The 22,203-nt window shown below is 41.8% G+C and carries 21 protein-coding genes; 11 read left to right on the top strand and 10 right to left on the bottom strand.

All coding sequences use genetic code 11. The features are described 5' to 3' along the window. Nucleotides 1–5 precede the first annotated feature (5 nt). Nucleotides 6–1,271, bottom strand: a complete 1,266-nt coding sequence (locus ACIQXQ_RS12730; protein ID WP_402957839.1) for a BaiN/RdsA family NAD(P)/FAD-dependent oxidoreductase — start codon at nucleotides 1,269–1,271, stop codon at nucleotides 6–8. Nucleotides 1,272–1,476: 205 nt separating this feature from the next. Here ACIQXQ_RS12730 and ACIQXQ_RS12725 point away from each other — a divergent pair, with 205 nt between their 5' ends. Together ACIQXQ_RS12725 and ACIQXQ_RS12720 are read left to right on the top strand one after the other, a co-directional pair. Next, nucleotides 1,477–3,078 carry a putative polysaccharide biosynthesis protein gene (locus ACIQXQ_RS12725; RefSeq protein WP_402957837.1) on the top strand — a complete coding sequence of 534 codons (1,602 nt, stop codon included), beginning with the start codon at nucleotides 1,477–1,479 and terminating at the stop codon, nucleotides 3,076–3,078. A gap of 124 nt (nucleotides 3,079–3,202) precedes the next feature. Next, nucleotides 3,203–3,925: a pseudouridine synthase gene (locus tag ACIQXQ_RS12720; protein ID WP_402957835.1), complete on the top strand. Its 723-nt coding sequence runs from the start codon at nucleotides 3,203–3,205 to the stop codon at nucleotides 3,923–3,925. Between the two features lie 81 nt (nucleotides 3,926–4,006). On the opposite strand, the gene ACIQXQ_RS12715 is transcribed toward ACIQXQ_RS12720, so the two are convergent. Continuing rightward, nucleotides 4,007–4,228, bottom strand: coding sequence for a DeoR family transcriptional regulator (locus ACIQXQ_RS12715; RefSeq protein ID WP_402874705.1), 222 nt, complete (start codon nucleotides 4,226–4,228; stop codon nucleotides 4,007–4,009). Nucleotides 4,229–4,750: 522 nt separating this feature from the next. Between ACIQXQ_RS12715 and ACIQXQ_RS12710 the strand changes: the two genes are divergently transcribed. After that, entirely contained in the window at nucleotides 4,751–5,101 is a 351-nt protein-coding gene (locus ACIQXQ_RS12710) for a hypothetical protein (RefSeq protein ID WP_402874708.1), read from the top strand. Nucleotides 5,102–5,159: 58 nt separating this feature from the next. Here ACIQXQ_RS12710 and guaC read toward each other — a convergent pair whose 3' ends face one another. Beyond that, a complete protein-coding gene (gene guaC, locus ACIQXQ_RS12705) occupies nucleotides 5,160–6,143 on the bottom strand; it encodes a GMP reductase (RefSeq protein WP_402957833.1) in 984 nt (327 codons plus the stop codon). Between the two features lie 323 nt (nucleotides 6,144–6,466). On the opposite strand from guaC, the gene ACIQXQ_RS12700 reads away from it, so the two are divergent. Next, a complete protein-coding gene (locus ACIQXQ_RS12700) occupies nucleotides 6,467–7,519 on the top strand; it encodes an NAD(P)/FAD-dependent oxidoreductase (protein ID WP_402957831.1) in 1,053 nt (350 codons plus the stop codon). A 51-nt stretch (nucleotides 7,520–7,570) separates the two neighbouring features. Here ACIQXQ_RS12700 and ACIQXQ_RS12695 read toward each other — a convergent pair whose 3' ends face one another. From ACIQXQ_RS12695 to ACIQXQ_RS12680, 4 genes are all read right to left on the bottom strand, one after another. Further along, complete coding sequence (locus ACIQXQ_RS12695; protein ID WP_402957828.1) at nucleotides 7,571–9,517, bottom strand: FtsX-like permease family protein; 1,947 nt, start codon at nucleotides 9,515–9,517, stop codon at nucleotides 7,571–7,573. Continuing rightward, on the bottom strand, nucleotides 9,507–10,268 hold the full coding sequence (locus ACIQXQ_RS12690) for an ABC transporter ATP-binding protein (RefSeq protein WP_402874719.1): 762 nt from the start codon (nucleotides 10,266–10,268) through the stop codon (nucleotides 9,507–9,509). The genes ACIQXQ_RS12695 and ACIQXQ_RS12690 overlap by 11 nt, the downstream gene beginning before the upstream one ends. Nucleotides 10,269–10,369: 101 nt before the next feature. Then, on the bottom strand, nucleotides 10,370–11,374 hold the full coding sequence (locus tag ACIQXQ_RS12685; RefSeq protein ID WP_402957826.1) for a sensor histidine kinase: 1,005 nt from the start codon (nucleotides 11,372–11,374) through the stop codon (nucleotides 10,370–10,372). After that, on the bottom strand, nucleotides 11,371–12,060 hold the full coding sequence (locus ACIQXQ_RS12680) for a response regulator transcription factor (RefSeq protein WP_402874724.1): 690 nt from the start codon (nucleotides 12,058–12,060) through the stop codon (nucleotides 11,371–11,373). The genes ACIQXQ_RS12685 and ACIQXQ_RS12680 overlap by 4 nt, the downstream gene beginning before the upstream one ends. A 435-nt stretch (nucleotides 12,061–12,495) precedes the next feature. On the opposite strand from ACIQXQ_RS12680, the gene codB reads away from it, so the two are divergent. Both codB and ACIQXQ_RS12670 read left to right on the top strand, forming a co-directional pair. Next, the gene (gene codB / locus ACIQXQ_RS12675; protein ID WP_402957824.1) at nucleotides 12,496–13,755 is read left to right on the top strand and encodes a cytosine permease; all 1,260 of its coding nucleotides are present in this window, start codon (nucleotides 12,496–12,498) and stop codon (nucleotides 13,753–13,755) included. After that, nucleotides 13,745–15,025: a cytosine deaminase gene (locus ACIQXQ_RS12670; protein WP_402874730.1), complete on the top strand. Its 1,281-nt coding sequence runs from the start codon at nucleotides 13,745–13,747 to the stop codon at nucleotides 15,023–15,025. The genes codB and ACIQXQ_RS12670 overlap by 11 nt, the downstream gene beginning before the upstream one ends. Before the next feature lie 178 nt (nucleotides 15,026–15,203). On the opposite strand, the gene bcaP is transcribed toward ACIQXQ_RS12670, so the two are convergent. Further along, nucleotides 15,204–16,592: a branched-chain amino acid transporter BcaP gene (gene bcaP, locus ACIQXQ_RS12665; RefSeq protein ID WP_402874732.1), complete on the bottom strand. Its 1,389-nt coding sequence runs from the start codon at nucleotides 16,590–16,592 to the stop codon at nucleotides 15,204–15,206. A 268-nt stretch (nucleotides 16,593–16,860) separates the two neighbouring features. Next, nucleotides 16,861–18,264 (bottom strand): tetratricopeptide repeat protein, encoded by a 1,404-nt coding sequence (locus tag ACIQXQ_RS12660; protein WP_402957822.1) that lies wholly within the window; start codon nucleotides 18,262–18,264, stop codon nucleotides 16,861–16,863. 238 nt (nucleotides 18,265–18,502) lie between these two features. On the opposite strand from ACIQXQ_RS12660, the gene ACIQXQ_RS12655 reads away from it, so the two are divergent. The 5 genes from ACIQXQ_RS12655 (at nucleotide 18,503) to ACIQXQ_RS12635 (ending at nucleotide 21,591) form a co-directional block, all read left to right on the top strand. After that, nucleotides 18,503–18,694: a hypothetical protein gene (locus ACIQXQ_RS12655; protein ID WP_402874739.1), complete on the top strand. Its 192-nt coding sequence runs from the start codon at nucleotides 18,503–18,505 to the stop codon at nucleotides 18,692–18,694. Nucleotides 18,695–18,933: 239 nt separating this feature from the next. Beyond that, the gene (locus ACIQXQ_RS12650; protein WP_402874741.1) at nucleotides 18,934–19,260 is read left to right on the top strand and encodes a hypothetical protein; all 327 of its coding nucleotides are present in this window, start codon (nucleotides 18,934–18,936) and stop codon (nucleotides 19,258–19,260) included. A 196-nt stretch (nucleotides 19,261–19,456) separates the two neighbouring features. Further along, on the top strand, nucleotides 19,457–20,062 hold the full coding sequence (locus ACIQXQ_RS12645) for a hypothetical protein (RefSeq protein WP_402957821.1): 606 nt from the start codon (nucleotides 19,457–19,459) through the stop codon (nucleotides 20,060–20,062). Between the two features lie 114 nt (nucleotides 20,063–20,176). Continuing rightward, the gene (locus ACIQXQ_RS12640; RefSeq protein ID WP_402874746.1) at nucleotides 20,177–20,509 is read left to right on the top strand and encodes a zinc ribbon domain-containing protein YjdM; all 333 of its coding nucleotides are present in this window, start codon (nucleotides 20,177–20,179) and stop codon (nucleotides 20,507–20,509) included. A gap of 116 nt (nucleotides 20,510–20,625) precedes the next feature. Beyond that, the gene (locus ACIQXQ_RS12635; RefSeq protein WP_402957819.1) at nucleotides 20,626–21,591 is read left to right on the top strand and encodes a nucleoside hydrolase; all 966 of its coding nucleotides are present in this window, start codon (nucleotides 20,626–20,628) and stop codon (nucleotides 21,589–21,591) included. A 76-nt stretch (nucleotides 21,592–21,667) separates the two neighbouring features. Here ACIQXQ_RS12635 and ACIQXQ_RS12630 read toward each other — a convergent pair whose 3' ends face one another. Continuing rightward, nucleotides 21,668–22,171: a DinB family protein gene (locus ACIQXQ_RS12630; RefSeq protein WP_402874751.1), complete on the bottom strand. Its 504-nt coding sequence runs from the start codon at nucleotides 22,169–22,171 to the stop codon at nucleotides 21,668–21,670. Nucleotides 22,172–22,203: the final 32 nt, after the last annotated feature.

Below are 22,203 nucleotides of genomic sequence, written 5' to 3'. Positions count from 1 at the left end.
ACATTCTATGAACGAGCATATAATGCAGCATTCATGCCGGCAAGTCGACCGGTCACTAATGCTGAAGTGATGTTATAGCCACCCGTGTATCCGTGGATGTCCAAAATCTCGCCACAGAAATACAGCCCGTCCATTAGTTTGGAGGCCATTTCCTTAGGTTGGATTTCTTTGACGGATACACCGCCACCCGTTACGAAGGCCTTTTCAATCGACTGGGTGCCATGGACACCGAATTGGAAGTCCTTACATAGTTCGGCGAAGCGGCGGATTTTTTCATTGGAGATCGTCGCACCTTGTTCTTGAAGGTCGATTCCGCTCCGTTCCAGCAAGAAGTGGAGATACCGTTCCGGTACAAGTCCTTTTAACGTGTTTTTAATTGCCTTTTTCGGTTCGGACTTGATTTCCTTTGCGATATCTTGGAAGACTTCTTCTTTGTTCCGCTCCGGAAGGGCATCGATTTTCATCGTCACTTCAGCGAGGTTCCACTTTTTCATCGCCTTGACGACGAATTGGCTGCACCGAAGAACGGCTGGTCCAGATACTCCGAAGTGCGTAAAGAGCATGTCCATTTTATGCGTAATCAACGTTTTGCCTTTGGGGTTCAGTACGCTTAATGAAACATCTCGAAGTGCGAGCCCTTGTAGCGTCTTTTCTTTAATGAATGTTTCATTACTTAGGACCGGGACTTCCGTTGGGAACAGCTCGGTGATTGTATGTCCGGCCTTACGTGCCCAAGCATAGCCGTCACCGGTTGAGCCTGTTTGCGGGACTGATTTCCCCCCGACGGCAATCACGACCGCATCCGTTTCGAAGATTTGACCATCTTTCAAGCGAACGCCGCTCGTTTTCCCATTATCATAGAGAACCTCAGCGACAGGGGAATTCTTATAGATCTTCACCTTCAAATCGGCCAGGCGCGTCAATAGGGCATCGACAACGCTTTGTGCTTTATCGTTGACCGGGAACATCCTTCCATGATCTTCTTCCTTTAGGGCCACGCCTAACTTTTCGAAGAACTGTATGATGTCTTCATTGTTGAATTCAGAAAACGCACTATATAAAAATCGCCCGTTTCCAGGGATATGCTGAATGATTTCATCGATGGAGAGCCTGTTCGTCACGTTGCAGCGCCCGCCACCTGATATCGCTAGTTTCCTGCCTAATTTCTCGCCTTTATCCACTAATAATACGTGGGCACCTTTTTCGCCAGCCGCAATGGCTGCCATCAATCCGGAAGGGCCACCGCCAATTACTATTACATCATATTTCAAAATGATCACGCCTTTATTTTTTTCAGTCTCTTCATTATATAGCAAGACCCTGTCAGAATGCGAACTACAATAAAAAGGAATGATTTGTTTGTATAAAATCCGTGAAAACGATAAACTTGAGTGTAGTTTTCTATAGAAAAAATCCTTTATTATGTTAAGATAAAGAGCGTGTGAAACGTAACTGAAAGAGGCAGGAAGGGATAAAATGTCGTCTAAGTTTTTAAAAGGGGCTTTTATATTAACCCTGGGAGCGATTATTTCCAAGGTTCTTGGTTTATTTTACGTCATCCCATTTGAACATATGGTTGGAAATAAAGGGGCCACACTCTATCAATATGGATATGTTCCCTATACGATATTCATTAGTTTCGCCACGGCTGGCATGCCGCTTGCCGTTTCTAAATTTATATCGAAGTATAATGCGCTCGAGGAATATGCAGTGGGGGAGAAGCTATTCAAATCGAGCTTGAAGTTAATGATGATCACCGGGTTCCTCGCCTTTGTGGTGCTTTTTACAATGGCACCGGTTTTCACTACCATGCTTGGCGTCAATAAGAACAGCGTGAGCGATATCACCTCTGTCATACGGGCGATCAGCTTCGCTTTGATCCTTGTGCCATTCATGAGCATCATCCGCGGGTACTTCCAAGGGCATGAAGCCATGGAGCCAACGGCGATTTCCCAGGTCGTCGAACAAATCGTCCGAATCGTATTTCTACTGGCCGGTGTGTATATTGTCCTGCATGTCCTTGACGGTGAATTGGTGAGAGCCATCCAGATCGCAACATTTGCGGCGACTGTCGGAGCACTCGGCGGTTTAGTCGTTTTGTTTTGGTATTGGAAGAAACAAAAACCGTATTTGGACAGCTTGAAGGAGAGAGACCGGGGGACGATGTCCATCTCTTTGATCCAGATTTATAAAGAGATTTTCTTATCATCGATTCCATTCATCTTTGTCGGGATCGCGATGCCTCTGTTCCAATTCGCGGACTTGATGACCTTCAACAGGGCAATGTCTTCGATTGGCTTACTGCATGTGGCCGAGGAGGCACTAGGGGTTCTCAACGTATATGCCCAAAAGCTTGTCGTGATTCCGATGACACTTGCTACCGGATTTTCGATGGCGTTATTGCCAACGGTGACGAAAGCTTTTGTAAGCGAGGATCAAACCGAGTTCACCCGCCAGCTTGATCAGGCTTTTCAAATCTTATTATTCATAACCATTCCGGCGGTCGTTGGGATGTCGGTGCTTGCTGATCCGATTTATAGTGCCTTTTACAGTCACGATTTGCTTGGGATTAGTGTGCTTAAGGCTTATGCGCCCGTGTCGGTTCTATTTGCGCTCTTTTCGATTTCTGCTGCTGTATTACAAGGTATCAATCAGCAAAAATACACGGTGCTCAGTTTGCTAGTCGGATTTTTGGTGAAGTTGAGCTTGAACATTCCGATGATCAAATTATTTGAAACGGAAGGTTCCGTATATGCGACGGCACTGGGCTATCTGGCCGCAGTCCTATTGAATTTGTACGTCATCTCCTACTTTACGGGCTATCGTTACAGCCTTACGATAAGAAGGACCGTCTTGATGGCGACTTTTTCCGCGATAATGGGACTTGCCGTTTGGGGTCTGCACAGCTTGTTATCCCTTTGGTTAACTTCGGAAGGCCGATTCCAGGCAATCTTGATTTCCGCCGTATGTGCGATTTTTGGGGCACTGATCTACGCGGCGCTCTCCTTGAAGAGCAAACTTGCCCATCGCCTATTCGGTACGAGGATTGATAGGTTGAAGAAGAAGTTGGGATTATAAAAAGATTGTGTTTTAAATGTAAGAAAAAGGGTAATGTTATATTATCCCCTGATTTAAATATATTGGCCTTGCCTGTCATGAAAATGGGCAAGGCTTTTTACTGAAAAGGCTTTAGGAGGAAACAATGAGAATTGATAAGATTTTATCCAATATTGGGTACGGAAGCAGGAAAGAAGTGAAGAAGCTCCTGAAGTCCGGAGCCGTGAAGGTCAACGACCGGATATTGAAGGACGCGAAGGAACAGGTGAACCCTGATGTTGAAATCGTAACAGTTCATGACGAACGGGTTGAATATAGAGAATTCATTTACCTAATGATGAATAAGCCTCCGGGCGTATTGTCGGCAACGGAAGACAAACACCAAGAGACGGTCATCGACATCCTTGAGCCGGAGGACGCGGTCTTTGAACCATTCCCGGTCGGCAGATTGGATAAAGATACAGAGGGGCTATTGTTGATCACGAATGACGGCAAGCTTGCACACCAGCTGCTATCCCCGAAAAAACATGTGCCGAAAACATATTTTGCGGTCATTGATGGTGAAGTCACGGAACGGGATATTGAAGCATTCCGTAACGGTGTCACCCTGGACGATGGGTATGAAACGAAACCAGGCGAATTGAACATTTTAAAATCGGGCCTGACTTCTGATATCGAGTTGACGATAATGGAAGGGAAGTTCCATCAAGTGAAGCGGATGTTTGAATCTGTCGGAAAGAAAGTCGTATATCTGAAGCGTCTTTCGATGGGAAGCCTGCAACTAGACGAGGATCTTGAGCTTGGGGAATACCGGGAGTTAACGGCAGAAGAACTTGAACAGCTGAAGGCAGGTCAGCCTGCTGAATAAATAACAAAAAATGAGGCGGACTAGCAGTCCGCCTCAAATTACTTTTTACATATCGATTTTGTTCGGGTGGTCATTCTTTTTTTAAGATGACATCTTCACTTTTTTGCTTGTTGTTGTCCAAACACCACGGCTTGGGCTTTGAACAAGGTCATTGTACTCTAGGACATTTAAATCGCGTTGCACTGTTCGAGGAGTGATGCCAAATTCTTCTACAAGCTCTTGAGTAGAAACCGTACCGTTGTTACTAATGAACATATAAACGGATTTAATACGGGTTAACATGCGATTTGTTGAAGGTTTCAAACAAAATCACTCCTATTCTTTTCATTGTTATTCTGAACAAATGAAAACAACCGATATGTCGGACAGCATTTCAGCTGCCACTATGTACGTACTATACCCACCCTTTAACTCCTCGGAAACATTAAGAAAAAACAAGATGCCATATGCTTTATTTTACCCCTATACATATCTAAATTCCATACCAAATTTTAGAATTAACTAAATATTACATCTATTATATAGTTTTTTTAACCAAAATATTCATTTAAATTCAAAAATAAATGAATTTCAGGGTAGAATGAAAGCATGCCTTTATTTTGTCAAAAATTCCAAGGAATATTCATGGGTAAGGGAAAAATTCACTCCACTTCTAAACGATCATGTCCTTTTGTGAAGATAACCTTTCATCGGCAACCAACATATACTATGATATTTACAGTACCATTATCATAGAGTATGAGATGAACTTGATGGTTTGTAAGGAAGTACACTTCAAGATGATTCTTTTAGAATTGAAATATAACCATATACGAGGTAGAGCATATGAACGAAAGATTAATGGAGTTTCTATTGCGGGACGAAGTGTCCAGACTTACGGGCATGAAGCGGCAAGTATATGAATTTATCGTGTATGAAGAAGATTACCTGGCTTCAAAAGCGGAAACGGTCGATCAATTTATGAGATTATTAGTGAAGCATTCTCCGCCGCGACTCGCGGCCCGACATTTTAACATGCCTTATGAAGAAATCATTCGGTTCATGTGTGAGATCGAAGAAGAGCTGAACGCCCGGTTAGAAGAAAGATGTAAAAAAGTGAAATGGATGGATTTTACGGAAAAGAGCCAGCGAACGCTTGATGATCATGATAAAAAATTGTATCTATTTGTGAATTGAATAAGAAAAAACGGTGCAACGCCTAGCTGCTGCACCGTTTTTTGTATGGGTTGAATGATCAATAAACTTTATCACCATTAAAAATTGAATTTTTCACGATGACATAATCTACAGTTCGAATCGCTTCTAATTTCGTTCCACCAGCATAAGAAATGGAGGATTGAAGATCTTGTTCCATTTCTTTTAATGTGTCTTTTAACGCACCTTTGTGCTCGACGAACATTTTCTTGCCTTCTACATTCTTCTTTTCACCTTTTTGAAACTCTGAAGCTGAACCAAAGTACTCTTTATAGATCTTTCCATCTTTCTCAACCAATTCGCCTGGAGATTCATCATGGCCTGCAAATAATGAACCAATCATCACCATAGTGGCACCAAATCTAATAGATTTCGCAATATCCCCATGTGTACGAATGCCACCGTCCGCAATAATCGGTTTACTTGCGGCCCTTGCACATAGACGTACGGCTGCTAACTGCCAGCCACCCGTACCAAATCCTGTCTTGATTTTCGTGATGCAAACCTTACCTGGTCCAATTCCAACTTTTGTTGCATCCGCCCCGGCATTTTCCAATTCTCTTACGGCTTCTGGAGTACCGACGTTACCTGCAATTACGAAACTATCAGGTAAGTGATGTTTGATATGTTGGATCATATTGATTACAGCATTGGAATGGCCATGCGCGATATCTATCGTAATGTAGTCCGGTACAATACGCTCTTCAGCCAATTCTTGTATGAACCCATATTCTTCTTCTTTGACTCCGACACTGATGGAAGCGATACACTCACACGCATGCATATCTTGAATAAAAGCTTTGCGCTTTTCTGGTTCAAAACGATGCATGATATAGAAGTACCCATTCTTAGCCAAGGATGTAGCGACTTTCTCATCTATAATGGTCTGCATATTCGCAGGTACCACAGGTAACTTGAAGGTATGTTTACCTAACTTTACAGTAGTATCACATTCCGACCGACTATTGACTATACATTTAGCGGGAATTAATTGAATATCTTCGTAATCAAACACATTTTCCATTGTTTACACCTCTATATACGAATGTTGTAATATTTTTTTATGAAATTGTTCGCCCATTGGTAATTTACATCATTTTCATCATTAAGTCAAAGCTTTTATTTTTAAATAAATCGAAAAATTACAAAAAGAAGCGGTTCTGCATCCTATGAATCTCCTTATCACGTACAATCTGAGCCCAAGGTGCAACAGGTGTAAGCGACGACCCAAGTAAAAAAAGAGAAAAGAACTTTAGTAGATAAAATTGTAAAAAAGAAGAAAAGAGTGTACATTTAATTTATGAGAATGAGAATCAATTACATTTGGTTTCCGAGGAGTGGTCATGAGTGAAACAGTACGATGTCTATGATGTAACCGTAATTGGGGGAGGGCCTGCTGGCCTTTATTCCGCTTTTTATAGTGGGTTAAGAGAAATGAAGACAAAGATCATTGAATATCAGCCACAATTAGGTGGGAAGATCCATGTATATCCTGAGAAGATGATTTGGGATGTTGGGGGACAGACACCTATTACGGGAGCTAAGTTAATTGATCAACTTGTGGAACAGGGATTAACCTTTAATCCAACGGTGGTATTGAATGAAAAGGTGGAGTCGATCAAGCGGGATGAAGAGGGGATTTTTGTCTTGCTTACGTCTTCCGGCGGCATGCACTATTCGAAAACGATCATCGTGGCCGTCGGTGGCGGGATATTGAATCCACAAAAGCTGGAAATCGATGGGGCAGAGCGTTATGAAGTGTTCAATCTGAATTACACGGTAAAGTCCTTAGAACGATTCAAGGATAAAACGGTAATCATTTCAGGTGGCGGGAATTCTGCTATCGATTGGGCGAATGAATTGGAGCCTATCGCCAAAAAGGTCTATGTGGCCTATAGAAAAAATGCATTGGCGGGTCATGAATCACAGATAAGCCAATTGATGAAAAGTTCTGCGGAATGCCTGTTCAATACGTCCATTACAAAACTGGTCGCTTGTACCAATCATGAAGTCATTGAACGTGTAGAACTAACGAGTCATGAAACAGGGGAGGTTTCCCATTTATCAATCGATGAAGTGATTATCAACCATGGGTATGAGCGTGATGCCTCGCTCCTGGAAAACAGTGAAGTGAAGGTGGATATGACCGATCATTATTATATTGCAGGCAATGCAACCAGCGAATCCTCTGTAGAAGGGATGTATGCCGCAGGGGATATTCTTCAGTATGATGGGAAAGTGAACTTAATAGCGGGTACCTTCCAGGATGCCGCAAATGCAGTCAATCAAGCGAAACAGTTCATCCAGCCTGATGCGCACAAGGTGGGAATGGTTTCTTCACATAATGAAATATTCAAAAGACGTAATAGGGAAATCGTTCAACAGATGATGACGCGATAAGACATGCAGAAAGCTCCAGTCCCCATATGGGCTGGAGCTTTTTGCGTGTATTTAAAGGGATTCCTTAATCACCTTTTTGTAATGGAAAACGGAAAGGATACCGAAGATCGAGTACAGTATCGTATAGAGGACCATGACAATGATCATGGGTGTCCAGACTTCCGTACCAAAGAAGAACCAGCCGGATTTAACGGCAAAATAGCTATGGAATAACCCAACGACTAGAGGAATCCCAAAGTTGAAGACCTGTTTGGCCTGAATCCCTTTTAACAAATCACCTTGTGTGAAACCAAGTTTTCGTAAAATGGTATAGTTCGCTTTTTCATTTTCGCTCTCATCCATCTGTTTGAAATAAAGGATGCATCCTGATGTGATCAAGAACGTTAATCCTAAAAAGCCGACGATGAACATCGTAAGACCCATGTTTATTTTTATACTTTGCAGTTCTTGGTATTGTGAACCACTATATTCTTTATCCTGGAAGGAAATCGTATCGAAAATCTCATTCGCCTTTTCGATATCACCCTTATTCTTTAAGTCAATCCCATAATAAACGGGAGAATCCAGTTGGAGTTCAGGGTCCAAATCTTTTTTCAGACGGTCAAAAACTGCTTGATCCACAATGGCTACTGGCATTCCGCCATTCGTTAAATAATAGGGAAGGATGGAGTCATCTTCTGGCCCTAAATAGTTTTGGGGAATGCTCATGTTTTTTCCCTTCAATTCGATTTTCCCGGAATCTTTAAGAGATGTTAAACTCTGTAGCGTTGGACTATACCCGCTAAAGATGGTCTCTTTCGGTGTGACATCGATCCTCTTCACCGACCGATCACTGACAATGGTAAGATTCATGATATTCGGGTCAAAGCCCGCTTCTTCTATGGTGCTATCCAGTATATCTTTTATATTGACCTTTGCCCGAATGACCTCTATCTTATTTTCGTTATATCCGATTGATTTTGCTGCCAATGCCTCTTTTAACTTGTTTGAATCCTCGCCATTGGACAGGGAAAAGTCATTAGGTACATAGGCTGTGGCCATTTTCTCCGATGAGTAATAGGAGATATAGGTCAAGGATAATAATCCGATTGCAAGAGCGGAAACGGTCGTGATGATGGTCAGTAAAACGGAATTGGATTTCATCCGGAACATGATGGATGAAAGCGACAGCACTTCATTGATATTCAGGTATCCATTCTTCCTCTTGCGGACAATATTAAAGAGGAAAGACACCGATCCCTTATAAAATAGGTAGGTTCCGATGATGACGGACCCCAGAATGAATAGCATGGCTATTAAAAGGGAATTCGCCTGAGAGAAAGAACCATCAAATAACTTCGTTGAAACATAATAGCCAGCAATGATAAGAATGATTCCAGCTATCCCAAGGATCATTTCAAAAATCGAAACCCTCTTCACTTTTCCTTCCGTGTTCGAAGTCACCCTAAAAAGTGATAAGATGGTCTGTCTTTTGATGAAACCAAAGTTCATCAACATGATGAATAGATAGATGATACTGAATACGATAAGTGTCTGAATGAATGGTTGCATGGTAAAGTGAAGGGCGGCGATCGCCTGGACTCCCGTAAGCTTGAATAATATCATGATGATCAATTTTGAAGCCGCAAACCCTACGAATATTCCCAGGAATACGGAACAGAAATACAGGATTAAATTTTCGACGCTCAGGATGCGGAAAATCCTGTTTTTGGTCATGCCTATTAATTGAAATAAGCCAATTTCCTTGCTGCGACGTTTAATGAAAATGCTATTCGCATATAAAAGAAAGATGGAAACGATGGCAATCAACAGGACGGAGGCTGCTTGAATGGCAGCTCCCCCTTTAATCCCCCCACTTACTTGATCCATTGACGGATCGTATTGCAAGGTAACAAAGGCATAATAAAGGGAGGCACTGAAGACCAAAGCGAAAACGTATAGATAATAATTCTTCAGGTTCTTTTTCAGACTGCGAAAGATGAGTTGATTAATGCTCATTATGCACCCCTCCTAGTACACCTTGTGTTTTCATGATATCTCTGAAGAAGGATTGTCTCGTTTCTTCCCCTTTATTCAATTGAGAATAGATCTGTCCATCTTTGATGAAGATGACGCGGCTACAGTAACTGGCTGCCACTGAGTCATGCGTAACCATGATGATGGTGGCATTACGCTTTTTGTTCAATTCGCTCATCTTGTTCAATAAATCGGAAGCGGCTTTTGAATCAAGGGCGCCTGTCGGCTCATCGGCAAAAATGATGCTTGGTTCATGGATGAAGGCCCGTGCCGCAGAGGTACGCTGTTTTTGGCCGCCGGAAATTTCATTCGGATATTTGTCCTTGATTTCATATATGCCAAGTTCATTTGCGAGTGTTTCGAACTTTTGCTCGGCTTCTTTTTTCGGCGTTTTGGTGATTGATAATGGTAATAGAATATTTTCCTTGACCGTCAGAGTGTCCAATAAGTTATAATCCTGGAAGATGAATCCTAGGTGATTCTTACGAAATTCAGCCAGCTTCTTTTCTTTCATGCCGGAAATTTCTTTTCCTTCGATGATGATGGTTCCATTACTGATCTTATCAATCGAGGAAAGGACATTCAGAAGCGTGGTTTTTCCTGAACCGGACGCTCCCATTATACTGACGAATTCCCCTTCGTGTATGTTGATATCCAAGCCTTTCAAGACTTCTTGTTTATTGAATTTATTGCCGTAGCTTTTATGGATCTTTTTCGCTTCTAGTATATTCATTCCAATACACTCCCTTTATTTCGATATCTTCATTATAAAAGCCTTTCCCTTTCTTTTCCTTCGATTGGCCGAACAAAGAACAAAAGCATGTGACATCTTTGTCACATGCTAAGGAATTTAACGAATTGATTTTTTTGCGGGAAAGTCAGGATGAAAGTGGTCCCCATTCCGGGGGTGGAACGGACGGTTATCTCGATGAATAAGGAATCCGCCACTTTCTTGGTTAAGTATAACCCCATTCCCGTCGCCCCGTGGTCTTGATGATTGGTCGTTGATGTGAATCCTTTATCAAAAATGCGGGGAAGGTCCCTTTGGTCGATGCCGCGGCCAGCATCCTTCACTTCAAGGATCGTTTGTCCATTGGATTCGTGGCTCTGTATCAAAATATCGGATCCTTCACTATATTTGATGCTATTGGTCAATAGTTGCCGAATAATGAATGCGACCCATTTACTATCGCTTAAGCACTCGGCTTTTTCCAATTGGATATCGAATCCAATCCCTTTTTGCATGCACCAAGATTGTAACGTCTTAATCTCGTCGAAAATAATCCCTTCCAAATCGGCGTTACCGATATATAGATCATTTTCCATGAAGGGTAGCCGCCGTTGATGCAACTGTTGATCAAGCAAAAGGTGGATACGGAGCCATTCATACGTCATATGGGATTTGAGTTCTTCATCTTGTATGCGATCAATCATTAAACGTAGGGCCGTCAAAGGCGTCTTCACTTCATGAATCCAAGATAATAGTTCGTCCTTTTCCTGCTCCAATGTCATTTGTCCGTATGAAGCCGTCCGTTTCAGGTATTCGATTTGATTGCTGATGCTACGCTCGATGATTACTTCAAAAGGGCTTCCCGGTTCTGCTAATTGGCTTACATCCAAATTATCTTCCCGTTCCACTAAACTTCGATAGAATTTCGTTTCCTTGTGGTAGCGGACCACCAAAAAGATTATGAACATGATGAATGATAAAAAGACCATGTAGAGAATGGGGGATAAAGGAATGGCCGAATCAAGATAGGCGACGAATATGATGAATAAGTGAAAGAGGATGTAGAAAGTAATCCAGCTAAACCTTTCCCATATAAATTTCTTAATCATACATGATCCTCTTCGACCGCAATGTAACCTTGTCCCACTTTTGTTTCGATATACTGTCCCAACCCCACCTCATCGAGCCTTTTCCTCAATCGATTTACATTGACCGTCAAGGTATTATCGCTGATAAAGCGCTTATCATTCCATAAACTATTGATTAAATCATCGCGGCTCACTATTTTATTCTTCTGTTCAATCAGCCTTTTTAGGATGAACACTTCATTCTTTGTCAGCTCGATTGTTCCTGTCTCGGTTACAACTGTATTCTTCTCATAATCCAAGGTGGCGCCGCACCAGGTTTTTAGTTCGATCTTTTCTGTATTGTAATTATAGACACGACGAAGCGTCGCTTGTATCTTGGCAATCAGTACATCAAAATGAAAGGGTTTCTGGATGAAATCATCCGCCCCAAACTGCATGGACATCACGATGTCGGTCGGGTGATCGCGTGATGATAAAAAGAGAATGGGTACGTTCGAGTGGGTGCGAATCATCCTGCACCAATGGAACCCGTCGAATTTTGGCAATTGGATATCGATGAGGACCAAGTCGGGTTTAATGGCAGTGAATTCCTGCATCACCTTACTGAAATCGTTGATTCCATATACATCATAGGACCATTGTGCCAATCTATCTTTAATCTCATTGAATAATGTTGTATCATCTTCAATTAACAATAGTTTAAACAAGTAAGGGTCACCACGCTTTTCATCAATTTAATGAAAGTATATAGTAAATTCATTTAAGGTTCTAGAGGAGAAAGAGATTTAGGGTGGGATCTAGTTACAAAAGGTGACATCCATTTCCTGAAAAAAACACCCATGTTTGAATTTCATTTGAGTCTCTGTATGTAGTCCTTTTTGGTTTGTAAAGGAATCGCATAGAAAATTAGTATTGACTTACCGTCTCTTTTTTGGAATAATGTTAATAATCAAATATTGGTATCTTTAATTCAGTCCCGTGAGGCTGACAAGGACAACGGATTTTTATGATGTGGGAGACGTCCATGCATTTTTTGCCTGGCTACTACTACTCGTCATAATGCAGAAGAGGTTTATTGTCGGTTGATGACAATAGACCTCTTTTTTCTTTGTGGGTATCAGTTTAAAAATGGAGGAAACGTTATGGGAAAAGTAGATGCAGAGTTTTCATGGCAAGCTGTACCGCAAGGAAATCGTAATAATTTTTGGAAGATTCTATCCATTATGCTGGGGTTCACTTTCTTCTCGGCAAGCATGTGGTCGGGAGGGGAATTGGGAACGGGATTAACATTGGTTCAATTCCTTCTCATCGTATTGGCGGGCAATTGTGTGCTGGGCCTGTATACGGGGGCGTTGGCCCATATTGCCGCGAAGACCGGCCTTTCTACACATCTGCTTGCAAAGTATGCCTTTGGTGATAAAGGCTCTTATGTGCCCTCCTTATTGCTGGGGTTAACGCAAGTAGGTTGGTTTGGAGTGGGGGTAGCGATGTTCGCGGTTCCGGTCGAAAAGGCAACAGGGATTAATATCTATCTATTGATTTTGGGTTTCGGAATAATGATGACGATATCAGCCATCTATGGAATTAAGGCACTCGTGCTGTTAGGGTTCGTTGCTGTGCCGGCCATTGCCATTCTGGGTAGCTACTCGGTATTTGAGGCAACCGAAACAATCGGTGGGTTTCAGGGGTTATTAGATTATCAGCCTACTGAAATGATGGGAGTGGGCGCTGCCTTAACCATCTGCATTGGTTCATTCATCAGCGGGGGTACCTTGACGCCAGACTTTGCCCGCTTTGCCAAGACGACCCGGTCAGCCGTTGTCGCAACGGTGATTGCCTTTTTTCTAGGCAATTCACTTATGTTCATATTCGGGGCGATTGGGGCAATGACGTACGGTGTTTCGGATATTTCTGAAGTCATGTTCTTGCAAGAGCTGATTTTGCCGGCAATCATTGTATTGGGACTGAATATTTGGACAACGAATGATAATGCGCTATACGCTTCGGGATTGGGATTTGCCAATGTTACGAAAATTTCCAAGAAGAAACTTGTCGTGGTTAATGGAATCATCGGCACATTGCTAGCAATGTGGCTGTATACTAATTTCGTCGGTTTTTTGAATGTACTAGGAGCAGCAGTCCCGTCCATTGGGGCCATCATTTTAGCAGACTACTTTATCGTGAAACGTAGAAAATATGGGAAATTCGAAGAGATGTCTTTCAAAAAGGTCAATTGGTTATCGATGATTGCTTGGGCAGGAGGCGTCGCTTTGGCCCAGTTCGCACCTGGCATCGTGCCAATTAATGCTCTAATCGGGACCATCATCCTGTATGTTGCCTTGATGAAATATGTACCTATCAACAAAATACTAAGAAGAGGTGTACAGTCAGATGCTTATTAAACATGCTAAATTAAGAGGAAAAGAAGGTCTTTGGAATATTGTCGTCAGAGAAGGAATGATAGAATCGGTTACGCAGAGCCTTAATGAGAACGTTGAGAACGAGTTGAATCAGCCGATTTATGATGTGGAGGGGTCACTTGTTCTCCCTCCCTTTATTGAACCGCATATCCACCTTGACACGACGTTGACGGCAGGAGAGCCAGAGTGGAACCAAAGTGGGACGTTATTTGAAGGAATCCAGCGGTGGTCCCAACGAAAAGAATCTTTGACGAATGAAGATGTGAAAACCAGGGCAAAAACGGCTTTAAAATGGCAAATCGCTCAAGGAATCCAGCATGTCCGTACACATATCGATGTGACCGATCCGGAACTTACGGCACTAAAAGCCATGCTCGAAGTAAAAGAAGAAATGTCGGATTTCGTTGATTTGCAGTTAGTGGCTTTTCCACAGGAAGGAATTCTCTCTTATCCGAATGGAACGGGATTACTGGAAGAAGCGCTAAAAATGGGGGCCGATGTTGTAGGGGGCATCCCCCACTTTGAGTTCACTCGCGAATATGGCGTGGAATCGATGAAGATTGCGTTTGATTTAGCGGAAAAATACGATCGCCTCGTGGATATACATTGTGATGAAATCGATGACGAGCAATCACGTTTTGTCGAAGTCGTCGCAAAAGAAGCTTACGAGCGGGGACTAGGTACACGAACGACAGCCAGCCATACGACGGCAATGGGTTCGTATAATGATGCCTATACCTATAAGTTGTTTCGCTTATTGAAGCTTTCGTCCATTAACTTCGTATCTAATCCATTGGTGAATATTCATCTTCAAGGAAGATTCGATACATATCCGAAACGAAGAGGCTTAACACGTGTCAAAGAATTACAGGAAGCAGGACTAAACGTATGCTTTGGTCACGATGACATATTCGACCCATGGTATCCACTAGGAACGGGAAACATGCTGCAAGTGCTGCATATGGGCATTCATGCTTCTCAACTAATGGGTTACGAGCAAATCGTCAATTCCATCGATTTAATTACCGCCAATAGTGCAAAAACCTTGCAAATCGAGGACCACTATGGAATCGAGGCGGGAAAACCTGCCAACTTCATTGTTTTAGCGGCAGAAAATGAATACGAAGCAGTCCGTAAACAGGCCATGGTACGCTATTCCTTCAGAAACGGGAACGTGATAGCCGAAACAAAGCCAAGGGAAACGACCATTAATCTGGGACAAGGTACAGAGAACATTACTTTCAATAAATGATGGAAAAGCTAGGCACACAGGGTGTCTAGTTTTTTTGCGCTTGTAGGCGATCTTCACTAATTGGTAGAAATTCCATCAATTTCCGTGTGCGAAAGTGCGTAGTTGATTGGTCATGTATGATTCCAAAAATAAATGGCTGCTGCAGATGTGAACGTCCACACTGCAACAGCCATATTTGTTATTTGTTCAAAATACTGTGCTTTTTACCGTAAGTAAAGTAAATGATTATACCGATGATCATCCAAATAAGGCACGCAATCCAGGTGTGTGCGGATAGTTGGGTCATCAGGAATATGCATAAAATAAATGAAATGACTGGAATGGCTGGGAAGAAAGGTACCTTAAATCCATCATTCGGAATGTCTTTGTTTTTGCGTAAGTAAATGACGCCGATTGATACAACAGTGAAGGCTAAAAGAGTACCCATGTTTACAAGCTCTGTTAACTTATCCAATGGGACGAAGCCTGCGCATAAGGCAATGAGAGTCGCAAAAATCCATGTGTTTTTTACTGGTGTTTTACGTTTCGGATGAACTTCGCATAATAATTTTGGTAGTAAGCCGTCACGACCGAATGCGAATACTAGGCGAGTACCACCGTAAAGCATAACAAGGATTACGGTCATCATCCCAACGACGGCACCTATGGAGATAATACCGGCCACCCAATCTTGGTTAACCACTTTCATGGCAAAGCTTACAGGGTCACTTACATTTAACTGTGTGTAAGAAACCATACCCGTCAATACAAGGGATACAGCAACATACAATAAGGTACAGATAAAGAGCGAACCAATAATACCGATTGGCATGTTACGCTGTGGATTTTTAACTTCTTCGGCTGCAGATGATACTGCATCGAAGCCAAGATAGGCGAAAAATACTAAGGCCGCGGCACTTAGAACCCCGCTTGTACCAAATGGGGTGAATGGCTTCCAGTTTGTCGGTTCAACGTAGAATGCGCCGACTATAATAAATAGTAAAATAACGGCCACTTTCACACATACCATAATCGTATTGAATTTTGTCGATTCTTTAATGCCTAATGTCAACAAGGCGGCAATAAGGAAAATGATCAATATAGCTGGCAGGTTAATGTATGTGCCGTTGGCCGGATCAAATGAACCGGATATTTCGTGAGGAAGCAAAATATTAAACCCGGCAAGTAGCGAGCTAAAATAGGATGACCAGCCTGTAGCAACGGCAGCAACAGCTAAGCCGTATTCAAGTAATAGGGACCAGCCGACTAGCCAAGCAATGATCTCCCCAAAAACAATGTAGGAGTATGTGTATGCACTCCCTGTAACTGGAACGGATGAAGAAAATTCAGAGTAGCACATTGCGGCAAATGCACAAACAAAGGCGGCAATGATAAAAGAGAACACAATCCCAGGTCCAGCATGCTGGGCTGCAACGGTACCTGGAAGGATGAAAATTCCTGTACCCACAATGGCACCGACACCGAGTAGGATTAAATCAAACGCTCCTAGTGTCTTTTGTAATTGTACTTTTCCATGATTTTGTAAAAGTTGATTCACGGATTTTTTTCGAAATAAGTTCGTTTTCATTTTAAACACTCAATTCTTTTTTTGAATATCATAAAGATTCTAAACATTAACGGATTAAATGTCAAATAGATTTGTCGATATAGTGCATTTTTTGTCGAATTATGTGTACGTTTTATAAATCTTCAAAGCCTCACATGGATAGTATTCCATATTTCGGATCAATTAAGCGAGCCATATGAAATGAGCTTTATTTCTTAAATAAACTCTTAAACCGTATAAAAAAGGATTAGAAGGGTGAGTTCTAATCCTTTTTATATTTCATTGCACGTTATTTCATTTGATCTAATATTTGATGGTAAGCAAAGGCCTCTTTAACCATCCCTTTGTTTTGATACATTTTGGACAGCTGCGATACGGGAGCGGGGTCATCCGGGTACAATTCCATCTCCCATGAGAAACATTCGATGGCTTCATCGTATTGCTTAAACTCTGCATAATATTGTCCGAGTTCCATCATTTGATCGGGATCATCCAGCAAGGTCATCATCTTGTTTATTTTCCGGAACACCGGAGAATGGGGAGCTGATTTTTGGATGGGCAGCAGCTTTTCATGTACCTCTTTAAGATCATAGGTCTCAAGCAATTTACCAATAAGTTGTAGTAACCTTTGTTCGGATTGCTTCTCGCCATCTTCTAGGACGAGCTGTTGAATCATAACCATGAAGGTATCTATATGGGTGGCAATAAACGTCGGATCTAAATGTTCCCATAATGTATGCAAGATCTCCTCATAGGTATCCGGTAGGGCATTAAGGAAATTCATTAAATAGAGAGCGGCTGTTTCATAGTGTTCCTCCTGAAGCATCTCTTCAATCATGGATTTGGTTTGTGGTAGCACCTGAAATGGGTTGATGTGTAAATAGTCTAAGGTTACGATCCACTTTTCCATGGATACGAATTGCAAGGCCATCGTGGTATATGCTTCAATGGAAGTCACCTTCGAATACTTTTCGACTTTCTCCATCCAGAATAAGAGAAGGGTCAAGAAAGAGTCCTGTTTCCTCAATAAACCTTCTAACATTTTTCCTTCATCAGGTTGTAAGCGATATTTGAAGCAATGCCATTCAACAAAAAGCGAATCTTTCTCCTGGATGGTAGATAGTGACGAGGATGTGTAAAATTCCATATAGGAATGAAACTCCAATGAGTTTTTAATCTCTCTCGCAGAATTCAGGTCGGGAGCGAAGTTTGCCAAGATCTTAATGATTTGAAAGGCCTGCATGAAGTTGCCGTTTCTTCTATAGTGGTAAAAGATTTTGTATATGACATTGCTCAGTTGTTTCTTTGTGAAAAATGAGTCGAGCGTCGTAGCGATGTAGGCTACTTCCTGGAGGGAATATTGATTTTGAAGTTGGGAGAAAAGCTTATTCTTATTTGGAATAGTGGCGGTTTGGCTGGGGATTATTGCGGAGAGGAACGGATGGTCTGAGTGTAAGACGATACCCATTTTCCGTATGTTATCGATAAATGAATGTTTCTCTATCTTTTCTACCTTTTCACCATATACAAGATTATTCTTATAGTAAATGAGATAATAATTTTCATTTAATGATGATTCTACTTCAATCATCGTACATCGTGAGAATACGACGACTTGCATCACTTTCCCTTGTGAGAGTTTCTTTTTTTCTTTGATGGAAATTTCAACTGGCATAATAAGTTCATTATTCATATGTAACACAGCCCCTTTTGATCGTATGCGAATTCATGTGATTTTTATTATCCATTATAACATAGCATTTACTGGATTTTCTTTTAGAAAAGCCACTACGATTGAACTTTGTGATGTTATCAATAGTATGAAACTACTTTTCCCTTTTGAGAAAACTTTAGTGTTGCTGGTGAAAAAATGCGTAAATGGTATACTTGATGGGTGAGTTTTTAGCACCTGAAAGGAAGTAACGATAATAATGAAGTACTTCAAGACGCAAATGAAACAGCTAATGAAAGAACACTCGGAACTACAAACGCAATTGAAAGTGTTGATGAAAGAACACAATCTAGAGAAGAATTTTGCCCTTAAGGCTTTATATCATGCAGAGGTTGCTGATGGCGGAAAGTACCAGAAGGCCTATCAAGCCCTTGATTCTCCTAGGGACTGATATTCAATGAAATTGAGAAAAGTGTGAGATTTAGCATAGTTATAGAATATCTCCCGTACTAATAAACGACGACTTATGTATCGTTTGTTTTCTTATAGGGAGTTTTTTTATGCCCATAAAGCGGGGACATATTTGTTCTGCTGGGGAACTCCTATCTAAGATAAAGGGTTAAACCCATCCATAAATTGATTGGGAGGTGAATATAATATACGACTTGGAGGTGAAAGGGAGGCTCAGGCATGATTATATGGAGAGGACTAGGTTTTTTAGTTTTTGTCATTATGGTGCCATTGGTGTTCTTATTCGGTTGGATCTTGGAGATGACGGTTGACCGGTCGCTGCCCGAAGATACTTCATTAATCATCGGTTTATTCGTGGCCGGGATCATCGTCTGGTTTTTGGGTAGAAAACTAAATGGTGGTTCTGAAAAGGTTCTTGTCGATCAAGAAACAGGAACGGCCTATAAAATGGGAACCCGACATAGTCTATTCTTCATTCCGATGCAATTTTGGGGACCGATCTTTATAACGATCGGAGTGATTCTTACCATTAAACTATTCATCTGATCAATCATCATCGAGCCTATGGTATAAAGCAGTACAGTTGACACTGTGCTGCTTTTTTTTACGGAAGGGATGACGAACCAGCTCCCCGTTCCATATGGAAAAGTACCTATTCTGAAAGATAATGCATAATTATTCAGTCAATGATATAATGTGTAAGATTTTGTGAATTTTAGTTGATAAAGGAGTAGGGAAACGCATGAAGAAGATTTTATACACGGCACTATTGACCATGCTGGCCATCGTTTTGGGGGCATGTACCGGTAATCAAACAAATACCATCTCGGTGGCGGATTTGACGGATAGGGAAGAGGATATTCTTTCCCTGACCACGAGTGACGCATTCTTATTCGATTTCAATATCGATGATACATATCAAGAAGTTTCTTTTTGGATTGAAAAATATGAATCTGGTAAATTGGTTGGTAAAAAGATCAATGATGCTACTGCTCCGGTTTACGGAAATGGTTCATTGATGTTCGCCAGAACCCAAAATCCGGACAATGAGAACCAGTTTACCTTCATGGCTGGAATAAAAACGGAGGGTGATGATGAAAGTGATCATTCGAGTTTTAGCAGTTTAGTGACAGAGCAGAGGGATCTTGAAAAGGCTTCGATTACAACGGGAAAAATATCAGAAACCCTTCCCATAAAGGATGAAATGGTGCTAGCGAGTATTTGTTATACACTTGATGAGGAAGGTGCAACTTCCCTATCCAGTGATTTTTATGAAGATCCAAAAAGCAATATGGATGAGTTAAAGGATTTCGATGTGGTGTATTTACTTAAAGGTGAATTTAAATAAGGCCAAAATGCCAAAGAAGGGAACTATATGTGCATGGTTCCCTTCTCCAATGCCTATTGCCTGGAAGATGCTGTTATATTAGAATGAGCAATGTTGAATGGAGGAATGAAAATAATGTCCGATTTACCTAATTGTCCAACCTGTCATTCAGAATATACATACGAAGATGGAAGCCTCTATGTTTGCCCGGTGTGTGCACATGAGTGGTCCATAGAATCAGAAACGGAAGAGATCAAGACCATTAAAGATGCCAACGGCAATGTCTTGAACGATGGTGACTCCGTAACGGTCATCAAGGACCTTAAAGTCAAGGGAAGTTCATCCGTCTTGAAAATGGGGACAAAAGTGAAAAGTATCCGATTGGTGGAAGGCGATCATGACATCGATTGCAAAATAGATGGTTTTGGTGCGATGAAGTTAAAATCCCAATTTGTAAAAAAGGTATAAAGCAGGTTCACATACGTCTTTTTTCTAAGGTTGCCCAAAAGATAAAGCAGCATCACAAAGGTGATGAGCCCCTTGATGGGAGAAGTATGTGAACTATTAAAAAGGTGGTTTCTTATATGAGTAAAATGCCCGTCATCATCGATACAGATCCTGGAATTGATGATGCCATGATGCTGACACTTGCCTTTGCAAGTGAGGCGATAGACGTACGTTTAGTCACAACTTGTTCAGGGAATATTTCTCAGGATAAAACGAATTACAATGCACGGACCTTCCTCAGCTACATTGGTGCGGACGTGGAAATAGCCAGGGGACTGGAGCACCCGATATTCCGTGAGCTAGAAGTAGCTGAGGATGTTCATGGTGAAAGTGGTTTTGCGAATGTTGTGTTTCCGGAGCCGACATTGCCGGTCAGTGAGCGTCCAGCCATATTCGCGATGCTAGAGACCATTATGGCGAGTGAGGAAAAAGTGACAATCGTTGCTACAGGCCCGTTGACGAATGTGGCAGCTCTTTTGTTGGCACACCCTGAAGTAAAACCGAAAATCAAGTGTGTTTCCTGGATGGGAGGTGCGGCAGTCGGCGGCAATATGTCACCGACCGCTGAGTTCAATGCGTATGTCGACCCGCATGCAGCCGAAATCGTTCTCCGTTCAGGTGTCCCTATCGTAATGAGCGGATTGGATGTAACGCATAAAGCCTATGTAACGTTGGAAGAAGCCCATCTCATTTTGGATATGGGGACGGACTTTTCGGATAAAGTGTACCAAATGCTAACATTCTACCTGAATGTTGCGGAACAAACGCCATTTAACGAAGACCATTTTGCAGAAGTGTTACGTTTTCACGACCTTTGTGCCATGATGTATGTAATAAAGCCAGAGCTTTTCATGGGACAGGACTATTATGTGCAAGTTGAATTGGAAGGTCGTTTAACGGCAGGGACAACCGTCGTGGATTATGCAAGGCGCAGTGGCAAAACGCCAAATGTCCATGTGCTGCACGGTGTCGACCGGGAAGGTTTTGTCTCCGAATTCATGAATGCCATAGAGTTTGTTGGAGAAAGAATAAGAGTGAACTAATAAGGAAAACCGCACCGGATGATGAGGGGCGGTTTTTTTATGTGATGGCCTGGATGTTTTTAGGATACAATCGGGGTTACCCGAATTGGAGTTTCATGCTTTTTATTTGTTCAATATGCCGTTGCTCATGTAAGGATAATAATTCGATCCATTGATCTAAAGAAAGATGGCCGAATAGTGGATGCTTTGCTTTTTTTCTCCGAAAAATGCTCCGATCTTCCTGTTCAAAAATTACATTCAATAAATGGTTCCTTGATTCAAACAGCCAATCCAGTAACTTTGGTAATTCCAAACGCTCTTGAGAAGGTACCACCATCTTAGGGGCTTTGAATTTTTTTGTCAGATCCGAAGTTAAGTAGATGTCTTTTTGGATGATCTGTTTATAGTCCCTGTCTTTTAAACCACGGACAATGGCCTGGGTAAAAACAGTTTCAGAAAGGAATAGATGATGACAAATTTGGGCGATGCTCCAGCTTTCAGGTGAAGCCTTGTAATCCATCATGGGACTGTTCAATCCTGAAATTTCCTCGATTAATTGATTCCTTGTTTCAAATAATAGACTAATCTCTAGAAAACCCATGAGAACCTCCTGTGTTCAGATGATGTAAGGAA

The sequence above is a fragment of the Peribacillus sp. NPDC097198 genome, from assembly GCF_044762055.1.
GTDB lineage: Bacteria > Bacillota > Bacilli > Bacillales > DSM-1321 > Peribacillus.
The sequence above is the reverse complement of the archived record's forward strand: the minus strand, read 5'-3'. Positions and strand labels throughout refer to the sequence as shown.

Coding starts and splice junctions, on each gene's coding strand:
- ACIQXQ_RS12725 (WP_402957837.1), top strand. CDS start 1,477: ATGTCGTCTAAGTTTTTAAAAGGGGCTTTTATATTAACCCTGGGAGCG.
- ACIQXQ_RS12720 (WP_402957835.1), top strand. CDS start 3,203: ATGAGAATTGATAAGATTTTATCCAATATTGGGTACGGAAGCAGGAAA.
- ACIQXQ_RS12710 (WP_402874708.1), top strand. CDS start 4,751: ATGAACGAAAGATTAATGGAGTTTCTATTGCGGGACGAAGTGTCCAGA.
- guaC (WP_402957833.1), bottom strand. CDS start 6,143: ATGGAAAATGTGTTTGATTACGAAGATATTCAATTAATTCCCGCTAAA.
- ACIQXQ_RS12695 (WP_402957828.1), bottom strand. CDS start 9,517: ATGAGCATTAATCAACTCATCTTTCGCAGTCTGAAAAAGAACCTGAAG.
- ACIQXQ_RS12690 (WP_402874719.1), bottom strand. CDS start 10,268: ATGAATATACTAGAAGCGAAAAAGATCCATAAAAGCTACGGCAATAAA.
- ACIQXQ_RS12685 (WP_402957826.1), bottom strand. CDS start 11,374: ATGATTAAGAAATTTATATGGGAAAGGTTTAGCTGGATTACTTTCTAC.
- codB (WP_402957824.1), top strand. CDS start 12,496: ATGGGAAAAGTAGATGCAGAGTTTTCATGGCAAGCTGTACCGCAAGGA.
- ACIQXQ_RS12670 (WP_402874730.1), top strand. CDS start 13,745: ATGCTTATTAAACATGCTAAATTAAGAGGAAAAGAAGGTCTTTGGAAT.
- bcaP (WP_402874732.1), bottom strand. CDS start 16,592: ATGAAAACGAACTTATTTCGAAAAAAATCCGTGAATCAACTTTTACAA.
- ACIQXQ_RS12660 (WP_402957822.1), bottom strand. CDS start 18,264: ATGAATAATGAACTTATTATGCCAGTTGAAATTTCCATCAAAGAAAAA.
- ACIQXQ_RS12655 (WP_402874739.1), top strand. CDS start 18,503: ATGAAGTACTTCAAGACGCAAATGAAACAGCTAATGAAAGAACACTCG.
- ACIQXQ_RS12650 (WP_402874741.1), top strand. CDS start 18,934: ATGATTATATGGAGAGGACTAGGTTTTTTAGTTTTTGTCATTATGGTG.
- ACIQXQ_RS12645 (WP_402957821.1), top strand. CDS start 19,457: ATGAAGAAGATTTTATACACGGCACTATTGACCATGCTGGCCATCGTT.
- ACIQXQ_RS12640 (WP_402874746.1), top strand. CDS start 20,177: ATGTCCGATTTACCTAATTGTCCAACCTGTCATTCAGAATATACATAC.
- ACIQXQ_RS12635 (WP_402957819.1), top strand. CDS start 20,626: ATGAGTAAAATGCCCGTCATCATCGATACAGATCCTGGAATTGATGAT.
- ACIQXQ_RS12630 (WP_402874751.1), bottom strand. CDS start 22,171: ATGGGTTTTCTAGAGATTAGTCTATTATTTGAAACAAGGAATCAATTA.